Origin of the sequence: Serratia bockelmannii, from assembly GCF_051803255.1 — a bacterium.
GTDB lineage: Bacteria > Pseudomonadota > Gammaproteobacteria > Enterobacterales > Enterobacteriaceae > Serratia > Serratia bockelmannii.
Map to the genome: position 1 here is coordinate 4,364,897 of NZ_CP196512.1, position 19,504 is coordinate 4,384,400.

A 19,504-nucleotide genomic window follows, 5' to 3' on the forward strand; every position below is an offset into this window, starting at 1 on the left:
TGATGAATTATTAAATGACGAATGTAAACGATAATAATTATTATAAGCGTCGCATTTTATGCAGAAGCCAAATTAAACTGCAAGCCGAATTCATAGGGCAAATAGGTTAAGGATTAGGCGCTTAGCCATGTAGTTAACAGGGAAATAAAACGAGCGGAAAAACAAAAAAGCCCGCAACCAAGGTTACGGGCCTAATAACAAAGAAAAAATTTTCACCGGGGCCGACGCCCCGGTAGCGATTACTGACCGAACATATCCTTGATCCAGCCGGCGACGCCATCGCCATCTTTTTGCTCACCCGCCGCCGGTTGCTGCTGTTGCTGCACCGCCGCCTGGCTGGCCTGGCACAATCCCTGCGGATTGTCGGTCCAGACCGGGATGGTGCGCCAGCTGCCGCCGCCGCAGATAAAGTTGCCGGCAGAGTCGATGCTCATCTGGTTTATGCCTTCCGGCGGCTGCAGCATCAGCGGCAGCGGCGTCTGGTTTTCCAGATAGCGGCGATACAGGGTCAACGCGCCGTTGGCGCCGGTCAGCTTGGCCGGGCCGTTGTTGTCGCGCCCCACCCAGGCGATCGCCACTTCCTTGCCGTCGATGCCGGCGAACCAGCTGTCGCGCAGATCGTTGGTGGTACCGGTTTTCGCCGCCAGGTTGTAGTTCGGGAACTTCACCGACAGCGAGCGGGAGGTCCCGCGCGCCACGCCCTGCTGCATCGCGTACAGCGTCAGGTAAGCGGCCTGCGCCGGCACCATGCGCTCCGCCTGCGGGAAGCTCTGGTACAGCACCGTGCCGTCTTCGGCGATCACCGAACGCACCGCCGACAGCGGCGCACGGTTACCGCCGCTGGCGATGGTCTGGTACTCCTGCGCGACTTCCATCGGCGTCAGGCCGATCGCCCCCAGCAGCATCGAAGGCACCGGATTGATCTCCGCTTTCGGGATCCCCAGGCGTTGCAGCGTGGCGCTGATCTGATCCAGCCCGACCGACAGGCCGAGGTTCACCGTCGGCACGTTCAGCGAGTTGGCCAACGCATCCACCAGCATCACCTGACCGCGGAATTTACGGTCATAGTTGTTCGGCTGCCAGACGGCGCCGTTCGGCTGTTTCAGCGACAGCGGCGCATCCGCCAGCCAGGTGTTGAGGCGGTATTTATCCGGTTCGGACAGCGCGGTCAGGTACGTCGGCGGCTTGGCCAGCGAGCCTACCAGACGGCGCGCCTGCATGGCGCGGTTGAAGCCGGCGAACTGCGGGTTGGCGCCGCCGACCATGGCGCGTACTTCACCGCTGAAGCGATCGACGATCACCATCGCCGCTTCCAGATCCTGCAGGTGACGCGCAGCGCGCAGCGCCGGGATGCCGTCTTCGACCGCTTTTTCCGCCGCGTCTTGCGACACCGGATCCAGCGTGGTGAAGATCTTCACGCCGGACAGGTCATTGACCTTATCGCCCAGCTTGGTTTGCAGTTCCTGACGCACCATCTGCATAAACGCCGGCTGTGGCGTAATGACGCCGCCTTTCGGCTGCACGCCCAGCGGACGCGCGCTCAGCATGTCATACAGCTCGCCGTCGATCACGCCCTGGTTCTGCAACAGTTTGAGCACCAGGTTGCGGCGCTCCAGCGCCAGTTTCGGGTTGCGCCACGGGTTATACAGCGACGCGCCCTTGACCATGCCGACCAGCAACGCCTGCTGATCGAGGCTCAGCTCGTCCACCGGACGGCCGAAGTAATACAGGCTGGCCAGCGGGAAGCCGCGGATCTGGTCGCTACCGCTCTGGCCGAGGTACACCTCGTTCAGATACAGCTCCAGGATGCGGTCTTTGCTGTAACGGTAATCCACCAACAGCGCCATATAGGCTTCGTTGGCCTTACGCCACAGCGAACGCTCGTTGGTCAGGAACAGGTTCTTCACCAGTTGCTGCGTCAGGGTACTGCCGCCCTGCACCGCACGGCCAGCGGTCAGGTTGGCCAGCACCGCGCGGCCGATGGAGTACGGGCTGATGCCGTCATGCTCATAGAAATGGCGGTCTTCCGTGGCGATCAGCGTGTCTACCAACAGATCCGGGAAACCGGAACGCGGCACGAACAGGCGCTGTTCACCGTTAGGCGACTGCAGCATGGTGATAAGACGCGGATCGAGGCGGAAGAAGCCGAAGCTACGGCCGCTGTCCAGGTTTTCGATCTTCGCCAGACGGTTGTTCTGGAAATCGAGGCGGGCACGGATCTGCCCTTCTTTACCATCCGGGAAGTCGAACGGGCGGCGCAGCATTTCGATGCTGTTGGCCTGCACGGTAAACTCGCCCGGGCGCGTCATGCGGCTGACCTGGCGATACTGCATGCCTTCCAGCAGGTTGACCATCTCCTTCTTGCTGTACGGCATACCCGGTTCCAGGTTGACCATGCGGCCGTACACCGCCGCCGGCAGCTGCCAGACTTTACCGTCGATGCGGCTGCGGATCTGCGAGTCCAGGTAGACGCCATAGATTGCCAACAAGACGGCGATCACCAGGATCAGTTTGATAAACAGGCCGAGCCAACGGCGTTTTTTACGCGGCGGAGTCGCTTTTACCTTACGCGGCATGCGTTCCTCCTCCTCTTCATACTCATCATCGTCATACTCGTCTTCTTCGTAATCGTCATAATCGTCGTCTCGGCGACGGCGCGGCGGCTTGCGCGACGCGGTGCTTTTTGGTTGTTTTCCTTTGCGCCCGATGGGCTCGCGGTCATCCCCAGCCATGGCTGTTGTTCTCCGAGCTTGCCGACACTGCCGGCCATGATTAGTCGCTTAATCTGTGCCTACGCCGCAGCGCTGACCAGAAGAAACATCTGAATTCCAAACCTTAAATGATCGCGACCTACTGATATTTCTTCGTTCGGCGCGTCGGTACCGCCGTGGCCGGATCGTCCGGCCAAACGTGTTTAGGGTAGCGGCCCTTCATCTCTTTTTGCACCTCGCGATAGGCGCCTTGCCAGAAGGCCGCCAGATCGCCGGTGATTTGCAACGGCCGGTGCGCCGGTGAGAGTAACTCAAGCACCACCGGGATGCGACCCTCCGCCAACATCGGGCTGCGCTGCTCGCCGAACACCTCCTGCAAACGCACCGCCAGCGCCGGCGGTTTACCCGCCTCATAACGGATCGGTAAGCGGCTGCCGGTCGGCACAGTGTAATGAGTGGGTAGCGCATTATCCAGCCGCTGCTTTTGCTGCCAGTCCAGCAGACGGGACAGCGCCTCGGCGATGTTGACCTGCTTCAATCCGCGCAGATCGCGCACGCCGTTCAGCGACGGCAACAGCCACTGCTCCAGCGCCGCCAGCAGCGGCTCTTCATCCATCGCCGGCCACTCCGCCTCCGGCAGCCAGGCTTGCGCGCACTGCAGGCGCACCCGCAATTGTTCAGCGGCCCCCTCCCAGTTGAGCACCGCCAACCCCTGTGCGCGCACCCAGTCGAGCAGCGCCTGCTGCAGCTCTTCGTCCGCCGGTTTGGCCAGCGGCTGAGCGCGCAGCGTCAGACGACCGATCTGCTGGCGCTTCCAGGCGCGCAGCGTGCCCTTCTCTTCATCCCATTCCACCGCCGTGCGCTGCGTGACGATCGCCGGCAGCTGCGCCGCCAGGGCTTCGATGTCCACCGGCAGCGCCAGCAGGATACGCGCATCGGGGCTGTTGTGGCCCTGCAACAGGCTGGGAACGATAAGCCAGGGGGCGCGCGACAGCGCCTCGTCCTGGTTCATCGCCGCGCCCAGGCCGTTGGCCAGCAGGTAGCGGCCGTCCTGGCCACGGCGCTGGGCGATGCGATCGGTAAACGCCTGCGCTAACAGGCGCGGGGCCAGCTCGACGTCGACTTGCCCCGCACGTTGCGGCAGGCGTTTGGTCAACTGCGCGGCGCGCTGCCGCCAGTTCGGTTGCGGGCGGCTCAGCCAGTAGCCGATATCCATCTGCCCGCCGCGCGGCGGTTCTTCCAGCAATGCCGCCAGCAACGCCGCCGTCGCCAGGCCGTCGGCGCTCAGTGCCGCCCCGGCGACCAGCATCGCCGCCAGCCGCGGCTCGCACCCCAGCGCGGCCATCTGGCGCCCCGGCGCGGTAAGTTTGCCGCCGTCATCCGTGGCTCCCAGCCGGTGCAACAGTGCCCTGGCCGCTGCCAATGCCGCCGTCGGAGGCGCATCAAGCCAGGTCAGCTGCGCCGGATCATGGCACCCCCATTGCAGCAATTCGAGCCAGAAGCCGGTGAGATCGCTCTGTAAAATTTCCGGTTCGGTATGTTCGGCCGCACGCTCCGCCTGCTCTTTGGCGAACAGGTGCCAGCAAAGGCCCGGCTCCAGGCGCCCGGCGCGCCCGGCGCGCTGCACCATCGAGGCCTGACTGATGCGCTGCGTCGCCAGCCGCGTCAAACCGTTGCGCACGTCGTAACGCGCCACGCGCTCCAGGCCGCTGTCCACCACCAGCCGAATGCCCTCGATCGTCAGGCTGGTTTCGGCGATGTTGGTCGCCAGCACCACCTTGCGGCGGCCAGGCGCCGCCGGCTGAATCGCTTTTTGCTGTTGCGCCAAAGGCAGGGCACCATACAGCGGGCAAAGATCGGTATCGCTCGCCACCTCGCCGGTCAATCGCTCCAGCACCCGATTGATCTCCGCTACGCCCGGCAGGAACAACAGCAAAGACCCCGGCTGTTCGGCCAGCAGACGCTTCACCGCCGCCGCTACGCCATCCTCCAGCCGCTGATGGCTGGCCAACGGCTGATATAAACGTTCAACCGGAAAGCTGCGTCCCTCTGACACCACCACCGGTGCCTGCGGCAACAGCTGCGTCATACGGACGTTGTCCAGCGTGGCCGACATGATCAGCAGTTTCAGATCGTCGCGTAGCCCTTGCTGCACGTCGAGCAGCAGCGCCAGCGCCAAATCGGCCTGCAGACTGCGTTCGTGAAATTCATCGAGGATCACCAGCGACACGCCCTGCAGCTCGGCATCCTGCTGCAGCATGCGGGTGAGAATGCCTTCCGTCACCACTTCCAGCCGGGTCTGCGGCCCGCTTTTACTTTCGGCGCGCATGCGGTAGCCCACGGTCTGGCCGGGCTCCTCCCCCAGTTGCTGTGCCAGGCGGTAAGCGACGTTTTTCGCCGCCAGCCGCCGCGGCTCCAGCATGATAATGCGCCCCGGCAATCCGGCCTTAGCCAGGATCTGCAGCGGCAACCAGGTGGATTTACCGGCGCCGGTCGGGGCGTGCAACAGCACCTGAGGAGCGGACTGCAGCGCAGCCAGCAACTCATCAAGCACCGCGCTGACGGGCAATGAAGACACTGAACTCTCCGTGGTGGTTAACGTTAAACGGCGTACAGTGTAGCATTAGCTTTGCCCCCGTAGCCTTTCAAACTGCGGCGTCGTTAGCTATAGTACGGAGCTCATCCATGCGCCCCGCTTCGCGCGAGACCGTTGCAAACCGCATTCAAGTCTGTTCCTGACGGATTTGTCATTATTTACCGAGCCCCCATGTCCAATTCGCGCCGCCTGTTTTTCGCCCTGTCTTTGCCTGATGCCCTGCAACAGCAGGTGATCCGCTGGCGCGCCGAGGCGTTTGCGCCGGAGGCCGGCCGACCGGTGGCGGCGGCCAATTTGCACCTGACGCTGGCGTTTCTTGGCGAGGTCACCGCGCAGAAAGAGCTGGCGCTGCGCAAACTGGCCGGCCGCATCGTTCAACCCGGCTTCAGCATGCGGCTCGACGATCTCGGCCATTGGCCGCGCCCCGGCGTAGTCTGGCTCGGCACCCGCCGCGCACCGCGCGGGCTGCTGCAGCTGGCCGAGCTGCTGCGTTCGCAGGCCGCCCGCAGCGGCTGCCACCAAAGCGCGCTGCCGTTCCATCCGCACATCACGCTGCTGCGCGCCGCCACCCAGCCGGTAGCCATCCCGCCGGCGACGCCGGGCTGGGCGTTCAGCGCCGACGCCTTTTCCTTATATGAGTCGGTGTTCGAAAACGGCCGCACCCGCTATCAACACCTCGAACAGTGGCCGCTGGCCAAGCAGGCATCCGCATGATTTTCTCTCCACCGCTGCGTTCCGCCACGCTGATCAAACGTTACAAGCGCTTTCTGGCGGACGTGATCACCCCGGAAGGGGAAACCTTTACGCTGCACTGCGCCAATACCGGCGCCATGACCGGCTGCGCCACGCCCGGCGATACCGTTTGGTACTCCACCTCGGACAACCCCAAACGTAAATATGCCCACAGCTGGGAGCTGACCCATACCCAACAGGGACACTGGATCTGCGTCAACACCCTGCGCGCCAACGCGCTGGTGCGCGAGGCGATTGAACACAATTTAATCAATGAATTATCCGGTTACAGTAAAATTAGTGGCGAAGTGAAATACGGCGGTGAAAACAGCCGTATCGATTTGTTATTACAGGCAGAAAATCGGGTTAACTGCTATATTGAAGTTAAGTCAGTCACATTACTGCAACAACAACGTGGTTACTTTCCTGATGCGGTAACGCTCAGAGGGCAAAAGCACCTGCGTGAGTTGCTCAGCGTGGTTGAAAGCGGGCAACGGGCGGTGTTGTTCTTTGCCGTGTTACACAGCGGTATTGAGCAGGTCGCACCGGCACATCATATAGATGAGCGCTATGCGGCGCTGTTGGCACAGGTCCGGCAGTTGGGAGTGGAAGTGGTTTGCTATGGGGCAAAATTATCACCTGACGGTATTTATCTCTGCGATAAGCTGCCGTTTTTTATCGATTAGCGCAGTCGGGTCCCTATAAATAGACAACCGGCCAGCACGATCGCCAAATACGCCCTCCTTCACACGATTGTCAAGCGGGCGACAGGAATAATTGCCAACCTACCTTCCTTCTGTTATTTATAGCGGCCTGTTTTTCCCCCGCATTGGGGATTCGATAGTGCGTGTGTATGTAGGAGAAGCAACATGCAAGAAGGGCAAAACCGTAAAACCTCGTCCTTGAGCATTCTCGCCATCGCTGGGGTGGAGCCGTACCAAGAGAAGCCGGGCGAAGAGTACATGAACGACGCCCAGTTGTCGCATTTCAAGCGCATTCTTGAAGCGTGGCGCAACCAGCTCAGGGACGAAGTGGACCGTACTGTATCGCATATGCAAGAAGAGGCAGCCAACTTCCCTGATCCGGCCGACCGCGCTACCCAGGAAGAAGAGTTCAGCCTTGAACTGCGTAACCGTGACCGTGAACGCAAACTGATCAAAAAGATCGAGAAAACGCTGAAGAAAGTGGAAGACGATGATTTCGGCTACTGCGAATCTTGTGGCGTGGAGATCGGCATTCGTCGCCTCGAAGCGCGTCCGACCGCCGATCTGTGCATCGACTGCAAGACACTGGCTGAGATCCGCGAAAAGCAGATGGCCGGCTAATACCGTTGTTACCGCTGCGGCGTGCGCACCTGCGTGCGCCGCACAGAGAAAAGGGAACCTCTCCCCTCTGATATGCAAGAAAGTCATTATGTGGGGCGCTTTGCCCCATCGCCTTCCGGGGATTTGCATTTCGGTTCGCTGATTGCCGCTCTGGGAAGCTACCTTCAGGCTCGCGCCCAACGCGGGCAGTGGCTGGTTCGCATCGAAGATATCGACCCGCCGCGCGAAGTCCCCGGCGCCGCCGCTCGCATCCTGTCCGCGCTGGAACATTATGGTCTCCACTGGGACGGCCAGGTTATCTATCAATCCCAACGTCACGACGCCTATCGCGCCGCGCTGGATCTGTTGCAGCGCCAGGGGCTCAGCTATTACTGCACCTGCACCCGCAGCCGCATCCAGCACATCGGCGGATTGTACGACGGCCACTGCCGCGATTTGCAGCTCGGCCCGCAGGGTGCCGCCATCCGCTTGCGTCAGACCGCCCCCGTTTACCGGTTCCACGATCGCCTGCAGGGAGAATTGCACGCCGATCCGGCGCTGGCGGGGGAAGACTTTATCATTCGCCGCCGCGACGGGCTGTTCGCTTACAATCTGGCGGTGGTGATCGACGACCATTTTCAGGGCGTGACCGAGATTGTCCGCGGCGCCGATCTGATCGAACCGACGGTGCGCCAAATTGCCCTTTACCGCCAGCTGCAGGCGCCGGTGCCCACTTATGTGCATCTGCCGCTGGCGCTGGGTGCCAACGGCATCAAGCTGTCGAAGCAAAACCATGCGCCGGCATTGCCCGCTGGCGATCCGCGGCCGGTGCTGATCGCCGCGCTGAAATTTCTGCGCCAACCGCTGCCGGAAAGCTGGCAAGATCTTGACCTGCCATTATTATTGAGCTGGGCGATCGAACACTGGCGGTTGGAAAACGTGCCGCGTCAGGAGGCTATCCCTCTGGATGAAAACACGCCGGCATTCTCAAAGGAGCCATGGTGAGCTATGATTAGCCGCTATTTTTTGTTAGCTCCATTTTTATCAGTCACTATCGAGGTGTACCATTTTTACCCGAGTAGCCAACTTCTGTCGTAAGGTACTGACCCGCGATGACAAGCTGCCCCGCGACGACGCGGCGGCCGGCGATAAAAACGTAGTCCGCGAAGAGCGTGCCGCGGCGCCAAGCCGCCCTGCGCCGCAGCCGCGCGCCGCCGATAACGGCAGCAACGCCCCTGCCCGCCGCTCAACGCCGCGCAAGCGTCCGCCTTTTCCTATCGCCGAGAGCAACGACTCGATGACCGTGATCCCGCGCGAACAGCACTCGATCTCCCGTAAAGACATCAGCGAAAATGCGCTGAAAGTGCTTTATCGCCTGAACAAGTCCGGCTACGAGGCCTATCTGGTCGGCGGCGGGGTGCGCGATCTGTTGCTCGGCAAAAAGCCGAAAGACTTCGACATCACCACCAACGCCACGCCGGAGCAAGTGCGCAAGCTGTTCCGCAACTGCCGCCTGGTCGGCCGCCGTTTCCGCTTGGCGCACGTGATGTTCGGGCCGGAGATCATCGAAGTGGCCACCTTCCGCGGTCACCACGAACAGAATCAGGAATCCGACAAGAACTCGTCTCAGCAGGCGCAAAACGGCATGCTGCTGCGCGACAACATCTTCGGTTCGATCGAGGAGGACGCCCAGCGCCGTGATTTCACCATCAACAGCCTGTACTACGGCGTGGCGGATTTCACCCTGCGCGATTACGTCGGCGGCCTGAACGATCTGAAGCAAGGCGTGATCCGCCTGATTGGCGATCCAGAAACCCGCTACCGCGAAGATCCGGTGCGCATGCTGCGCGCGGTGCGCTTCGCCGCCAAGCTGGATATGCGCATCAGCGAAGAGACCGCCGAGCCGATCCCGCGCCTGGCCTCGCTGCTGCACGAGATCCCGCCGGCGCGCCTGTTCGAAGAATCCCTCAAGCTGCTGCAGGCGGGTTACGGTTTCCAGACCTACCTGAAGCTGTGCGAATACCAGCTGTTCCAACCGCTGTTCCCGCTGATCGCCCGCAACTTCACGCCGAACCACGATACGCCGATGGAGCGCATTCTGGCGCAGGTGCTGAAGAACACCGATCACCGTCTGCAGAACGACATGCGCGTCAACCCAGCCTTCCTGTTTGCCGCCATGCTGTGGTACCCGCTGCTGGAGCACGCGCAGAAGCTGGCGCAGGAAAGCGGCCTGGCGTACTACGACGCCTTCGCGCTGGCGATGAACGACGTACTCGACGAGCAGTGCCGCTCGCTGGCGATCCCGAAACGCATCACCACGCTGGTGCGCGATATCTGGCAGCTGCAGCTGCGCCTGTCCCGCCGTCAGGGCAAACGCGCGCACAAACTGATGGAACATCCGAAATTCCGCGCCGCCTATGATTTGCTGGCGCTGCGTGCGGAAGTGGAAGACAATCAGGAGATGCTGCGTCTGGCCGAGTGGTGGGGTGAGTTCCAAGACGCCACGCCGGCGCGGCAGAAAGCCATGCTGAGCACCCTGGGTGACGATCCGGCGCCGCGCCGCGCGCGTCAACGCCGTCCTCGTCGCCGGGCACCGCGTAAAGAAGGGGCATAATGATCCGCGTTTATATCGCGCTGGGCAGCAACCTGGCGCAGCCGCTGCAACAGGTTAACGCCGCGCTGGAGGCGCTGGAGCATCTCCCGCGCACCCGGCTGGTCACCTGTTCTTCGTTTTACCGCACCAAGCCGCTGGGGCCGCAAAACCAGCCGGACTTTCTCAACGCGGTGGTGGCGCTGGATACCCTGTTGCCGCCCGAACAGCTGCTCGACCATACCCAGGCAATAGAACGCAATCAGGGGCGCGTGCGCAAGGATGAACGCTGGGGGCCGCGCACGCTCGATTTAGACATCATGCTGTACGGCGACAAGGTGATCCATACCGATCGCCTGACCGTACCGCATTACGGCCTGAAAGAGCGCGAATTCATGCTCTACCCGCTGGCGGAAATCGCCCCCGAGCTGATTTTCCCTGATGGCGAACCGCTCGCCAGCTGCCTCAAGCGCGTGCCGGAAAACGGCATGGCGCTGTGGCACTCGCCAAAACCGAAATCCTGACCTACCTACAGCGCCAACCGCGCAACGAATCCCCCCGCCGAGCGATTGGCGAAACTGATCTGTAAACCATGCAAGCCGGCAATACGCTGCACGATAGATAACCCCAGCCCGCTGCCGGTTTGTTCCTGTCCCGGCGGGCGATAGAAACGTTCTCCCAGCCGCGCCAGATGCTCCGCGGTCACCCCCGGACCGTCGTCCTCTACCGTCAGCGAACGTTCGCTCAGCGTCACGGTGACGACGCCGCCCTGCGGGGTATAGCGCACCGCGTTGTCCAGCAAGTTGCGCAATAGCAGCGACAACAGCAAGGTTTCCCCCTGACGCGGCGGTGGCGTTCCCCGATGTTCATAGCGCAGCGTCACACCCGCCGCATGGGCTTGCCGATCCTGTTCCGCCAGGGTCATCGTCACCAGATCGTTCCAGTCGATCGGCGTCAGCTCGGCCAGATCCGACAGCGAATCCAGCCGCGACAGCGTCAGCAGTTGATCCACCAGCCGGGTCGCGCGATCGATGCCGACCGTCAGATTGTCCAGCGCGTGCTCGCGCATCGGCGCATCATCCCCCGCCAACTGCACCACTTCGGTCTGCACCCGCAATGCCGCCAATGGGCTGCGCAATTCGTGCGCGGCATCGGAGGTGAAGCGTCGCTCTCGCACCAGCAAAGCGTTGATGCGAGAGAACAGCGCATTGAGCGCATCCACCAGCGGGCGCACCTCGGTCGGCACCTGGCGCGCATCCAGCGGCGTGGCGTCATCGGGTGCACGCCGACGCAAACCGGCGGCCACCGCACGCAGCGGCCGCAGCTCGCGCCCAACCATCAGCGCGATCAGCAGCATCAGCACCGGCAGCGTCGCCAGCCAGGGCACCAGCTGGCCCGTCACCATGCCCAGCGCCATATCGCGCCGGTAATCCCACTCCTGCCCCACGACAATGCGATAGCGCCCGTCGGGGCTGGTCAACCATACCAGGCGCCAGCTGTCATCATCGCCTTTGCGCTCACCGTCGGTAAAACCTTCACGCTCCCCGTCAAACAGGAAATCAGCGCCGTTCTCACCGTCGTTGAGCAGCATCTTGCCGTCGCGATCGAAGATGGCGAACGCCAGCGCGTCGTCGTCCTGCTCGCCGCGCTTGCCATGATGCACCAGCTTCTTGGTTTTCGGCAGGCTGCGCGCACTTTCATCGGCCAGCAGATCGCCGAGGTTGGCGGTCGCCAGCCGTTTGGCGAACAGCATCTGTTGGGTGTCGAACACTTCGTTGATGGTGTTGCGCGACATCACCCAGGCCACCACGCTGGCGGTGCTCCAGGTCAGCAGCGCCAGCAGGCTGAAGATCAGGATCAGGCGCAGCCGCAGGCTGAGACGCTTCACGGCGCATCCCCCAGCGTGTAACCCACGCCGTGGATGGTACGGATGAAGCCGTTGCCCAGCTTGCGCCGCAGGTGGTGAATATGTACCTCCACCGCGTTGCTGCTCACCTCGTCATCCCAGTTGTACAGCTTCTCCTGGATCAACGGCCGCGCCAGCACCCGCCCCTTGTTGTGCAGAAACAGCTCCAGTACCGCCAATTCGCGCGGCGTCAGCGTCACCGGCTCGCCGTTGCAGCTCACGCTGCGGGTGGCGCTGTCGAACACCACGTTGCCGTGCGTCAGCTGTGGCATCAGTTGGCCGTGGCGACGGCGGATCAGCGCCTGCAGGCGCGCCGCCACTTCGGCCAGCGCGAACGGCTTGCACAGGTAATCGTCGGCGCCGCTTTGCAGCCCGCTAACCCGCTGCTCCAGCGCATCGCGGGCGGTGAGGATCAGCACCGGCACGTCCTGCCCCGCCTGGCGCCATTGGCGCAGCAGATCCAGGCCGTCGAGGCCCGGCAGGCTGAGATCGAGGATCACCGCGTCGTACGGCGCACTGTCCAGCGCATTTTTGCCGACGGCGCCGTCGGTGAACCAGTCCAGATTGAAGCCGAGTTTGGTCAGCCCGGCCTTGATACCGTCACCGATCAGTTTGTCATCTTCGATCAACAGAATTCGCATGAGTATCCCTTTTGAGTCTTGGCGCCATTGCACCACAAGGTTCTTAAGAACCGCTTAAGCATGGCGATCCGCGCTACCCACCCCGATCGGGTTACAGTAGAATGGCTGCACTTTTTTGCAGCCTGGGCCTGCGTAAGCCGCACGGCCCGTTTCAGGAGACGTTGTGATGAAACCCACCACCGTGACCCATTTGCGCCAGTGGAAACAGGAGCAGCGCAAGTTTGCTACCCTTACCGCCTACGATGCCAGCTTTGCCAAACTGTTTGAAGAGCAAGGCATCAAAGTCCTGTTGGTGGGCGATTCGCTGGGCATGACGCTGCAGGGCCACGACTCCACGCTGCCGGTCACCGTCGCCGACGTGGCCTACCACACGCGCGCCGTGCGCCGCGGCGCGCCGGCCTGCCTGCTGCTGGCCGATCTGCCGTTCATGAGTTACGCCACCCCGGAACAGACCTTCGCCAACGCCGCCGAGCTGATGCGCGCCGGCGCCAACATGGTGAAACTGGAAGGTGGCAGCTGGCTGTGCGACACGGTGAAAATGCTCGCCGAGCGCGCCGTGCCGGTGTGCGGCCACCTGGGCCTGACGCCGCAGTCGGTCAACGTGTTCGGTGGCTATAAGGTGCAAGGGCGCGACGAACTGGCCGCCAAACAGCTGCTGCAGGACGCGCAGAATCTGGAACTGGCCGGCATTCAGCTGCTGGTGCTGGAATGCGTGCCGACCGAGCTGGCGCGCCAGATCACCGAAGCGTTGTCCATTCCGGTCATCGGCATCGGCGCCGGCAGCGGCACCGACGGCCAGATCCTGGTGATGCACGACGCCTTCGGCATTACCGGCGGCCACACGCCGAAGTTCGCCAAGAACTTCCTGGCGCAGAGCGGCGATATCCGCACGGCGGTGCAGCACTACATTCAGGAAGTGGAGCAAGGCCTCTACCCGGCGGCTGAACACTCTTTTAACTAAGCGATGGTTCCAGGAGTCACCCAATGATTATTATCGAAACCCTGCCGATGCTGCGTCAGCAGATCCGCCGCTGGCGCCAGGAAGGCAAACGCATCGCGCTGGTGCCGACCATGGGCAACCTGCACGACGGCCACATGACGCTGGTCGATGAAGCGCGTGCCCGCGCCGACGTGGTGGTGGTGAGCATCTTCGTCAACCCGATGCAGTTCGATCGGCCGGACGATCTGGCGCGCTACCCGCGCACGCTGCAGGAAGACAGCGAGAAGCTGACCCGCCGCGGCGTCGATCTGGTGTTCGCGCCGGCCCCGGCCGCGGTCTATCCGCAGGGGCTGGAGCAGCAGACCTACGTCGACGTGCCCGGCATCTCCAGCATCCTGGAAGGCGCAAGCCGGCCGGGCCACTTCCGCGGCGTTTCCACCATCGTCAGCAAGCTGTTCAACCTGGTGCAGCCTGATTTGGCCTGCTTCGGCGAGAAGGATTACCAACAGCTGGCGCTGATCCGCAAAATGGTGGCGGACATGGGTTACGACATCGATATCGTCGGCGTGCCGACCGTGCGCGCCAAAGACGGCCTGGCCCTCAGCTCGCGTAACGGTTACCTGACCGCCGAAGAGCGCAAGATCGCGCCGCAGCTGAGCAAGATCATGAACGCGCTGGCGCAGCAGTTGGCCAATGGCGAACGCCATGTTGAAACGCTGTTGGAGCAGACCGCCGAGCAACTGCGCGCCGCCGGCTTTACGCCGGATGAGCTGTTTATTCGCGACGCCGATAGCCTGCAGCCGCTGACGGTAGATAGCCAGCGGGCGGTGGTGCTGATGGCCGCCTGGCTGGGCAAGGCGCGTCTTATCGACAACCAGCAGGTTGACCTGACGCTATAAGCCGTTTTTTATACTGTCGTCACCCTGAAGCCTTGGCCATTGGTAGACAATGGCGGAGCAATCGGTGACGATAGAGATTGCAGGGATGCAGGAGAGATGTTCAACCCCAGCGCCTGTGAAGGCCGATATTCAGTTAGGTAAAGCTATGATACGTACTATGCTGCAAGGCAAGCTGCATCGCGTCAAAGTCACTCAGGCTGACTTGCACTATGAAGGATCCTGCGCCATCGACCAGGATTTTCTGGAAGCCGCCGGCATTCTGGAATATGAAGCGATCGATATTTACAACGTGGATAACGGCCAGCGCTTCTCCACCTACGCCATTGCCGCCGAGCGCGGTTCGCGCATCATTTCGGTCAACGGCGCCGCCGCGCGCTGCGCCTGCGTGGGCGACAAACTGATCATCTGCTCCTATGTGCAAATGACCGACGCCGACGCCCGCCAGCACCACCCGAAAGTCGCCTATTTCGAAGGTGACAACAACCTGCAGCGCAAGGCGAAAGCCGTGCCGGTTCAGGTCGCCTGACAATAAAACGGGCGCCTTACGCGCCCGTTCTTCCCTACTGCACCACCACCGTACCCGGCTTGTTGGCTATCCGATCCGCCATGGTCTGGATCGAGTCGGTGCGCAGAATATACAGCCGCTTCAGCGTATAGGGGTTATCCCCCGGCTTCACCTTGCCCTGCACCGTGGTCACCGCCAGATGGAACCCGGCGTCCTGCGCCGCCTGAATCGCCCGTTGGTTATAACCGCCGAACGGATAAGACAGATACAGCACGTGCGGGTTGAACTGCGACAGCGCGCGGCGCGAGCGCTCAAAATCGAACTCGATATTGTGCAACGAACGGCTCAGCAAAATCGGCTGGCGGTTGCCATCGGTGCGGTGCAGAAAATGGGTATGCGACTGCACGTCGAACACGTCCTGAATCTGCTTGAGCTCCGAAACGCTCATAAACTGCAGCGAGTCCGGGTTCCATTTCTGCGGGTGGCGTTTGATGCGCGAAGAGATGATGAACGCCGTGGCGCGGAAACCGTAATCCTTCAGCACCGGGTAAGCGTAGCGATAAACCGACTTCAGCCCGTCGTCGAAGGTCAGCACGATCGCCTTGCCCGGCAGGTTGATCTGATTTTTCAGGTAGGCTTCCAGCTGATACAGCGAAATGGTGTCGTAGCCCGCCTGCTTCAGATAGGTCATTTGGTTGCTGAACGCCACGTCTGAGGTGGTGGTCGAGGTGTGGCGGAAGCGTTTGTTCTCTTCGTTTTTCAGCAGGTGGTGGTAAGTCAGCACCGGTATGCCGTTATCGATCTCGCAGTCCAACTCATTAATGAACCCCAGCCGCTCGCCGATGTTGACCTCGTACCAGGTGTTGTTCAGGCGATCTTTCAGCTTGCCGATGATGGGATAGCGCAGGTTGCCTTCCAGCGTGCCCAAGACCTCGCTGTCCTTGTCCGCTGCGGTGTATACGTCTATCGTTTTTTGTGTGATCAGATTCTGGTTGGTCAGCGGTTTGTTCAGCTCGCCCAAATCGTCTTGCACCTTGCGCGACTTCTTCAATTCACGCACGTCGTCTTTATCGATAAAGCCGGTACCGTGCCCGAATTTGAATTCGTAGTATTCCGCATCCGCCGGGAAGACTTGGATCAGCTGCCCGCGCTTCACTTCCCCTACCGGGATCACATGCTCGCCCACCAACGCATAGACTTCGCTATCGCGCTGCGCTTCCATGTATTCAGATTTAACCGCGCCGTCTTCCGACAGCAGATTAGCCAGGCTCACAGGGGAAACCAACGACATCAGAATGCCGAGTAACCCAGCCGTTAACGTGTATTGAGACCGCATGATGATGTTCTGCTTACGAGTGCGTAATGACAAAAGTGAAGGAAATGTGGAGCGCCAGCATAGCACGATTTAAACAGCGGGGAACTAGCGGTTATTTGAGCAATTCTATTGATTTACGCGCCGCCTGCGCCAAATCAAGAAAGGCGCTCCCGCCGGGAAAGCGGGAGCGCGATATGATCAGCTGCGCAGGCCGCGGCCGCGCTCGATCAGATACCAGGACAGCAGATAGAACACCGCGATAAACGCCACCAGCACCGCCATGGTGAACGCCAGCGGCACATCGTTGATGCCGAGGAAGCCGTAGCGGAAGCCGCTGATCATATAGACGATCGGATTCAGCTTGGACACCGCCTGCCAGAATGGCGGCAGCAGCGACAGCGAGTAGAACACCCCGCCCAGGTAAGTCAGCGGCGTCAGCACGAAGGTCGGGATCAGGCTGATATCATCGAAAGTGGTGGCAAACACCGCGTTGATCAGCCCCGCCAGCGAGAACAAGATCGCCGTCAGCAACAGCGTCAGCGCAATCACCCACCAGGCGTGTACCTGCAGCGGCACGAAGAACAGCGAGATGATGGTCACCAGCACGCCGACGCAGATACCGCGGGCCACGCCGCCGCCGACATAGCCGGCGATCACCACGTGGGTCGGCACCGGCGCCACCAGCAGTTCCTCAATGTTGCGCTGAAACTTGGCGCTGAAGAACGACGAGGCGACGTTGGCATAGGAGTTGGTGATCACCGCCATCATGATCAGGCCGGGCACGATGAACTGCATGTAGCTGAAGCCGTGCATATCGCCGATGCGCGAGCCGATCAGGTTACCGAAGATGATGAAGTACAGCGTCATGGTGATCACCGGCGGCACCAGGGTCTGGATCCAGATGCGCGCGAAGCGGTTTACCTCTTTGGCCCAGATGCTTTGTAAGGCCACCCAATACAAACGCGTCATGCTTTTTCTCCATTGCCGTTAACCAGGGTGACAAACAGCTCTTCCAGGCGGTTCGCCTTGTTGCGCATGCTCAGCACCTGCACGCCCTGCGCGCTCAACTGGGCGAACAGGCCGTTCAGCCCCTGCTCGCGCATCACCTCCACTTCCAGCGTCGAGGTATCCGTCAGGCGGCTGTGGTAACCGTCCAGCTTAGGCAGCGGGCTCTTCGCCGCCAGATCGAGGATGAAAGTTTCCGACTTCAGCTTGGCCAGCAGCCCTTTCATCGAGGTGTTTTCCACCAGTTCCCCGTTCTGGATGATGCCGATGTTGCGGCACAGCATTTCCGCCTCTTCCAGATAGTGGGTGGTGAGGATGATGGTGGTGCCTTGGGCGTTCAGCTCTTTCAGGAAGCCCCACATCGAGCGACGCAGTTCGATATCCACCCCGGCGGTCGGCTCATCGAGGATCAGCAGCTTCGGCTGATGCATCAACGCGCGGGCGATCATCAGACGGCGCTTCATGCCGCCGGACAGCATACGGGCGCGCTCGTTGCGCTTGCCCCACAGATCCAGCTGATTGAGGTATTTCTCGGCGCGCGCCATCGCTTCACGCCGCGTGACGCCGTAGTAACCCGCCTGGTTCACCACGATCTGCAACACGGTCTCAAACGGGTTGAAGTTGAACTCCTGCGGCACCAGGCCGAGCTGGCGCTTGGCGTTGACGATGTCTTTATCGATGTCATAACCGAACACCCGCACGCTGCCGGCGGTTTTGTTCACCAGCGAGCTGATGATGCCGATGGTGGTGGACTTTCCGGCGCCGTTTGGCCCCAGCAGAGCATAAAAATCCCCCGCCTCGACGCTCAGGTCGATGCCGCGCAGCGCCTTGACGCCACCGGCGTAAGTCTTGGTCAGCTGCGCTAATTCCAGTGCATAATTCATATGTAAAATAGTACCTTATGACGATGAGTATGCCGCCGCGCCCCTGTTTGCGAGGCTTGAAACACTAACAATAATCCTAGCATCGACGGCGTTTTCACTGCGTCGAATCCGTGCGGTAAATGAGGTTGCACCACTGTTCCGATTTCCAAATTGTGACGCTTACCCTATATTACTCCAACGCAATCTGTTCGTTACGGGTCAATCACCTTCATGAAAGAAATCGAAGAGCTTATCGCCAACAACCAGGCCTGGTCGGCCAATATCAGTCAGGAAGACCCGGAATTTTTTGAACGTTTAGCCCAGGCGCAAAAGCCCCGCTTCTTATGGATTGGTTGCTCTGACAGCCGCGTTCCCGCCGAACGCCTGACCGGCCTCGAGCCGGGCGAACTGTTCGTCCATCGCAACGTGGCGAACCTCGTTATCCATACCGATCTTAACTGCCTGTCGGTGGTGCAGTATGCGGTAGATGTGCTGGAAGTCGAACACATCATCATCTGCGGCCACCTGGGCTGCGGCGGCGTGCAGGCGGCGGTGGAAAACCCGGAGCTGGGATTGATCGACAACTGGCTGCTGCACATTCGCGACCTGTGGTACAAGCACAGCTCGCTGCTGGGCGAGGTGCCGCCGGAACAGCGTTTCGACATGCTGTGCGAGATCAACGTCATTGAGCAGGTGTACAACCTGGGCCACTCCACCATCATGCAGTCCGCCTGGAAGCGCGGCCAGAAGGTGATGATCCACGGTTGGGTGTACGGCATTCAGGACGGCCGTCTGCGCGATATGGAAGTGCTGGCGACCAGCCGCGAGAGCCTGGAGATGGGCTACCGCAAAGCGATAGCCAAACTGAAGCAGGATAAAGGCGTATAATCACGCCGCGGGCGCGGCTTGCCGCGCCCCACATCGATTACTCGTCCAGCAGCACCACTTTGCCGACGTACGGCAGGTGACGGTAGCGCTGAGCGTAGTCGATGCCATACCCCACCACGAACTCATCTGGGATCGAAAAACCGACATATTCGACCGGCACCTGCACTTCACGGCGCTCAGGTTTGTCCAGCAAGGTGCAAATCGCCAGCGATTTCGGCCCGCGCAGCGCCAAAATCTCGCGCACTTTGTTCAGCGTGTTGCCGGAATCGATGATGTCTTCCACGATCAGCACGTCTTTGCCGCGAATGTCTTCGTCCAGATCCTTGAGGATCTTCACGTCGCGGGTGGTGGACATGCCGCTGCCGTAGCTGGAGGCGGTCATAAAGTCGACTTCGTGCGGCACGTCGATCGCGCGGCAGAGATCGGCCATGAACATAAAGGAGCCGCGCAGCAGCCCGACCAGCACCATGTCACTGCCGCTTTCGCGGTAATGTTCGGTGATCTGGCGGCCAAGTTCGGCGATACGGGTCTTAACTTCCTGCTCGGAAATCATTACGTCTACAGTGTGTTTCATAGTATTCAGGTCAGTTGCCGGAAGAAAGGCGCAGA

18 protein-coding genes are annotated in these 19,504 nt (G+C 61.2%); 10 read left to right on the top strand and 8 right to left on the bottom strand.

Going from position 1 to position 19,504, the window contains the following annotated elements:
- Positions 1-239: 239 nt before the first annotated feature.
- Together mrcB and hrpB are read right to left on the bottom strand one after the other, a co-directional pair.
- Complete coding sequence (mrcB, locus tag ACSJLU_RS20775; RefSeq protein WP_025304218.1) at positions 240-2,732, bottom strand: bifunctional glycosyl transferase/transpeptidase; 2,493 nt, start codon at positions 2,730-2,732, stop codon at positions 240-242.
- Between the two features lie 118 nt (positions 2,733-2,850).
- On the bottom strand, positions 2,851-5,289 hold the full coding sequence (hrpB, locus tag ACSJLU_RS20780; RefSeq protein ID WP_351165743.1) for an ATP-dependent helicase HrpB: 2,439 nt from the start codon (positions 5,287-5,289) through the stop codon (positions 2,851-2,853).
- Between the two features lie 189 nt (positions 5,290-5,478).
- Here hrpB and thpR point away from each other — a divergent pair, with 189 nt between their 5' ends.
- The 6 genes from thpR to folK all read left to right on the top strand — a co-directional run bounded on the left by thpR (position 5,479) and on the right by folK (position 10,457).
- Positions 5,479-6,021, top strand: a complete 543-nt coding sequence (gene thpR / locus ACSJLU_RS20785) for an RNA 2',3'-cyclic phosphodiesterase (protein WP_025304220.1) — start codon at positions 5,479-5,481, stop codon at positions 6,019-6,021.
- Positions 6,018-6,725, top strand: a complete 708-nt coding sequence (sfsA, locus tag ACSJLU_RS20790; RefSeq protein WP_004937572.1) for a DNA/RNA nuclease SfsA — start codon at positions 6,018-6,020, stop codon at positions 6,723-6,725. The genes thpR and sfsA overlap by 4 nt, the downstream gene beginning before the upstream one ends.
- Positions 6,726-6,908: 183 nt before the next feature.
- On the top strand, positions 6,909-7,364 hold the full coding sequence (dksA, locus tag ACSJLU_RS20795) for an RNA polymerase-binding protein DksA (RefSeq protein WP_004937569.1): 456 nt from the start codon (positions 6,909-6,911) through the stop codon (positions 7,362-7,364).
- A 72-nt stretch (positions 7,365-7,436) separates the two neighbouring features.
- Positions 7,437-8,348: a tRNA glutamyl-Q(34) synthetase GluQRS gene (gluQRS, locus tag ACSJLU_RS20800; RefSeq protein WP_025304222.1), complete on the top strand. Its 912-nt coding sequence runs from the start codon at positions 7,437-7,439 to the stop codon at positions 8,346-8,348.
- Between the two features lie 61 nt (positions 8,349-8,409).
- On the top strand, positions 8,410-9,957 hold the full coding sequence (pcnB, locus tag ACSJLU_RS20805) for a polynucleotide adenylyltransferase PcnB (protein ID WP_071826146.1): 1,548 nt from the start codon (positions 8,410-8,412) through the stop codon (positions 9,955-9,957).
- On the top strand, positions 9,957-10,457 hold the full coding sequence (gene folK / locus ACSJLU_RS20810; RefSeq protein WP_025304224.1) for a 2-amino-4-hydroxy-6-hydroxymethyldihydropteridine diphosphokinase: 501 nt from the start codon (positions 9,957-9,959) through the stop codon (positions 10,455-10,457). The genes pcnB and folK overlap by 1 nt, the downstream gene beginning before the upstream one ends.
- A gap of 5 nt (positions 10,458-10,462) precedes the next feature.
- Here the strand turns inward: folK and qseC are convergent, their stop codons facing one another.
- The gene (gene qseC, locus ACSJLU_RS20815; RefSeq protein WP_380826974.1) at positions 10,463-11,821 is read right to left on the bottom strand and encodes a quorum sensing histidine kinase QseC; all 1,359 of its coding nucleotides are present in this window, start codon (positions 11,819-11,821) and stop codon (positions 10,463-10,465) included.
- Positions 11,818-12,480 carry a quorum sensing response regulator transcription factor QseB gene (gene qseB / locus ACSJLU_RS20820; protein ID WP_004937550.1) on the bottom strand — a complete coding sequence of 221 codons (663 nt, stop codon included), beginning with the start codon at positions 12,478-12,480 and terminating at the stop codon, positions 11,818-11,820. Before qseB ends, qseC begins: the two co-directional genes overlap by 4 nt.
- A gap of 166 nt (positions 12,481-12,646) precedes the next feature.
- Here qseB and panB point away from each other — a divergent pair, with 166 nt between their 5' ends.
- From panB to panD, 3 genes are all read left to right on the top strand, one after another.
- Positions 12,647-13,441: a 3-methyl-2-oxobutanoate hydroxymethyltransferase gene (panB, locus tag ACSJLU_RS20825; protein WP_025304226.1), complete on the top strand. Its 795-nt coding sequence runs from the start codon at positions 12,647-12,649 to the stop codon at positions 13,439-13,441.
- A 23-nt stretch (positions 13,442-13,464) separates the two neighbouring features.
- Positions 13,465-14,319: a pantoate--beta-alanine ligase gene (panC, locus tag ACSJLU_RS20830; RefSeq protein ID WP_049296228.1), complete on the top strand. Its 855-nt coding sequence runs from the start codon at positions 13,465-13,467 to the stop codon at positions 14,317-14,319.
- A 145-nt stretch (positions 14,320-14,464) separates the two neighbouring features.
- Entirely contained in the window at positions 14,465-14,845 is a 381-nt protein-coding gene (panD, locus tag ACSJLU_RS20835) for an aspartate 1-decarboxylase (RefSeq protein ID WP_004937544.1), read from the top strand.
- Positions 14,846-14,879: 34 nt separating this feature from the next.
- Here the strand turns inward: panD and ACSJLU_RS20840 are convergent, their stop codons facing one another.
- From ACSJLU_RS20840 to ACSJLU_RS20850, 3 genes are all read right to left on the bottom strand, one after another.
- The gene (locus ACSJLU_RS20840; protein WP_049208402.1) at positions 14,880-16,160 is read right to left on the bottom strand and encodes a polysaccharide deacetylase family protein; all 1,281 of its coding nucleotides are present in this window, start codon (positions 16,158-16,160) and stop codon (positions 14,880-14,882) included.
- A 177-nt stretch (positions 16,161-16,337) separates the two neighbouring features.
- Positions 16,338-17,108, bottom strand: a complete 771-nt coding sequence (locus ACSJLU_RS20845; RefSeq protein WP_004937535.1) for an ABC transporter permease — start codon at positions 17,106-17,108, stop codon at positions 16,338-16,340.
- Positions 17,105-18,028: an ABC transporter ATP-binding protein gene (locus tag ACSJLU_RS20850; protein ID WP_015379030.1), complete on the bottom strand. Its 924-nt coding sequence runs from the start codon at positions 18,026-18,028 to the stop codon at positions 17,105-17,107. The genes ACSJLU_RS20845 and ACSJLU_RS20850 overlap by 4 nt, the downstream gene beginning before the upstream one ends.
- Before the next feature lie 210 nt (positions 18,029-18,238).
- Between ACSJLU_RS20850 and can the strand changes: the two genes are divergently transcribed.
- Entirely contained in the window at positions 18,239-18,895 is a 657-nt protein-coding gene (gene can, locus ACSJLU_RS20855; RefSeq protein WP_380826970.1) for a carbonate dehydratase, read from the top strand.
- Between the two features lie 37 nt (positions 18,896-18,932).
- Here the strand turns inward: can and hpt are convergent, their stop codons facing one another.
- Positions 18,933-19,469, bottom strand: coding sequence for a hypoxanthine phosphoribosyltransferase (gene hpt / locus ACSJLU_RS20860; protein ID WP_141966685.1), 537 nt, complete (start codon positions 19,467-19,469; stop codon positions 18,933-18,935).
- Between the last annotated feature and the right edge of the window lie 35 nt (positions 19,470-19,504).

Excerpts from the sequence above, each read along its gene's own strand:
- mrcB (WP_025304218.1), bottom strand. The coding sequence starts at position 2,732 with ATGGCTGGGGATGACCGCGAGCCCATCGGGCGCAAAGGAAAACAACCA.
- thpR (WP_025304220.1), top strand. The coding sequence starts at position 5,479 with ATGTCCAATTCGCGCCGCCTGTTTTTCGCCCTGTCTTTGCCTGATGCC.
- sfsA (WP_004937572.1), top strand. The coding sequence starts at position 6,018 with ATGATTTTCTCTCCACCGCTGCGTTCCGCCACGCTGATCAAACGTTAC.
- dksA (WP_004937569.1), top strand. The coding sequence starts at position 6,909 with ATGCAAGAAGGGCAAAACCGTAAAACCTCGTCCTTGAGCATTCTCGCC.
- gluQRS (WP_025304222.1), top strand. The coding sequence starts at position 7,437 with ATGCAAGAAAGTCATTATGTGGGGCGCTTTGCCCCATCGCCTTCCGGG.
- folK (WP_025304224.1), top strand. The coding sequence starts at position 9,957 with ATGATCCGCGTTTATATCGCGCTGGGCAGCAACCTGGCGCAGCCGCTG.
- qseB (WP_004937550.1), bottom strand. The coding sequence starts at position 12,480 with ATGCGAATTCTGTTGATCGAAGATGACAAACTGATCGGTGACGGTATC.
- panB (WP_025304226.1), top strand. The coding sequence starts at position 12,647 with ATGAAACCCACCACCGTGACCCATTTGCGCCAGTGGAAACAGGAGCAG.
- panC (WP_049296228.1), top strand. The coding sequence starts at position 13,465 with ATGATTATTATCGAAACCCTGCCGATGCTGCGTCAGCAGATCCGCCGC.
- panD (WP_004937544.1), top strand. The coding sequence starts at position 14,465 with ATGATACGTACTATGCTGCAAGGCAAGCTGCATCGCGTCAAAGTCACT.
- ACSJLU_RS20840 (WP_049208402.1), bottom strand. The coding sequence starts at position 16,160 with ATGCGGTCTCAATACACGTTAACGGCTGGGTTACTCGGCATTCTGATG.
- ACSJLU_RS20845 (WP_004937535.1), bottom strand. The coding sequence starts at position 17,108 with ATGACGCGTTTGTATTGGGTGGCCTTACAAAGCATCTGGGCCAAAGAG.
- ACSJLU_RS20850 (WP_015379030.1), bottom strand. The coding sequence starts at position 18,028 with ATGAATTATGCACTGGAATTAGCGCAGCTGACCAAGACTTACGCCGGT.
- can (WP_380826970.1), top strand. The coding sequence starts at position 18,239 with ATGAAAGAAATCGAAGAGCTTATCGCCAACAACCAGGCCTGGTCGGCC.
- hpt (WP_141966685.1), bottom strand. The coding sequence starts at position 19,469 with ATGAAACACACTGTAGACGTAATGATTTCCGAGCAGGAAGTTAAGACC.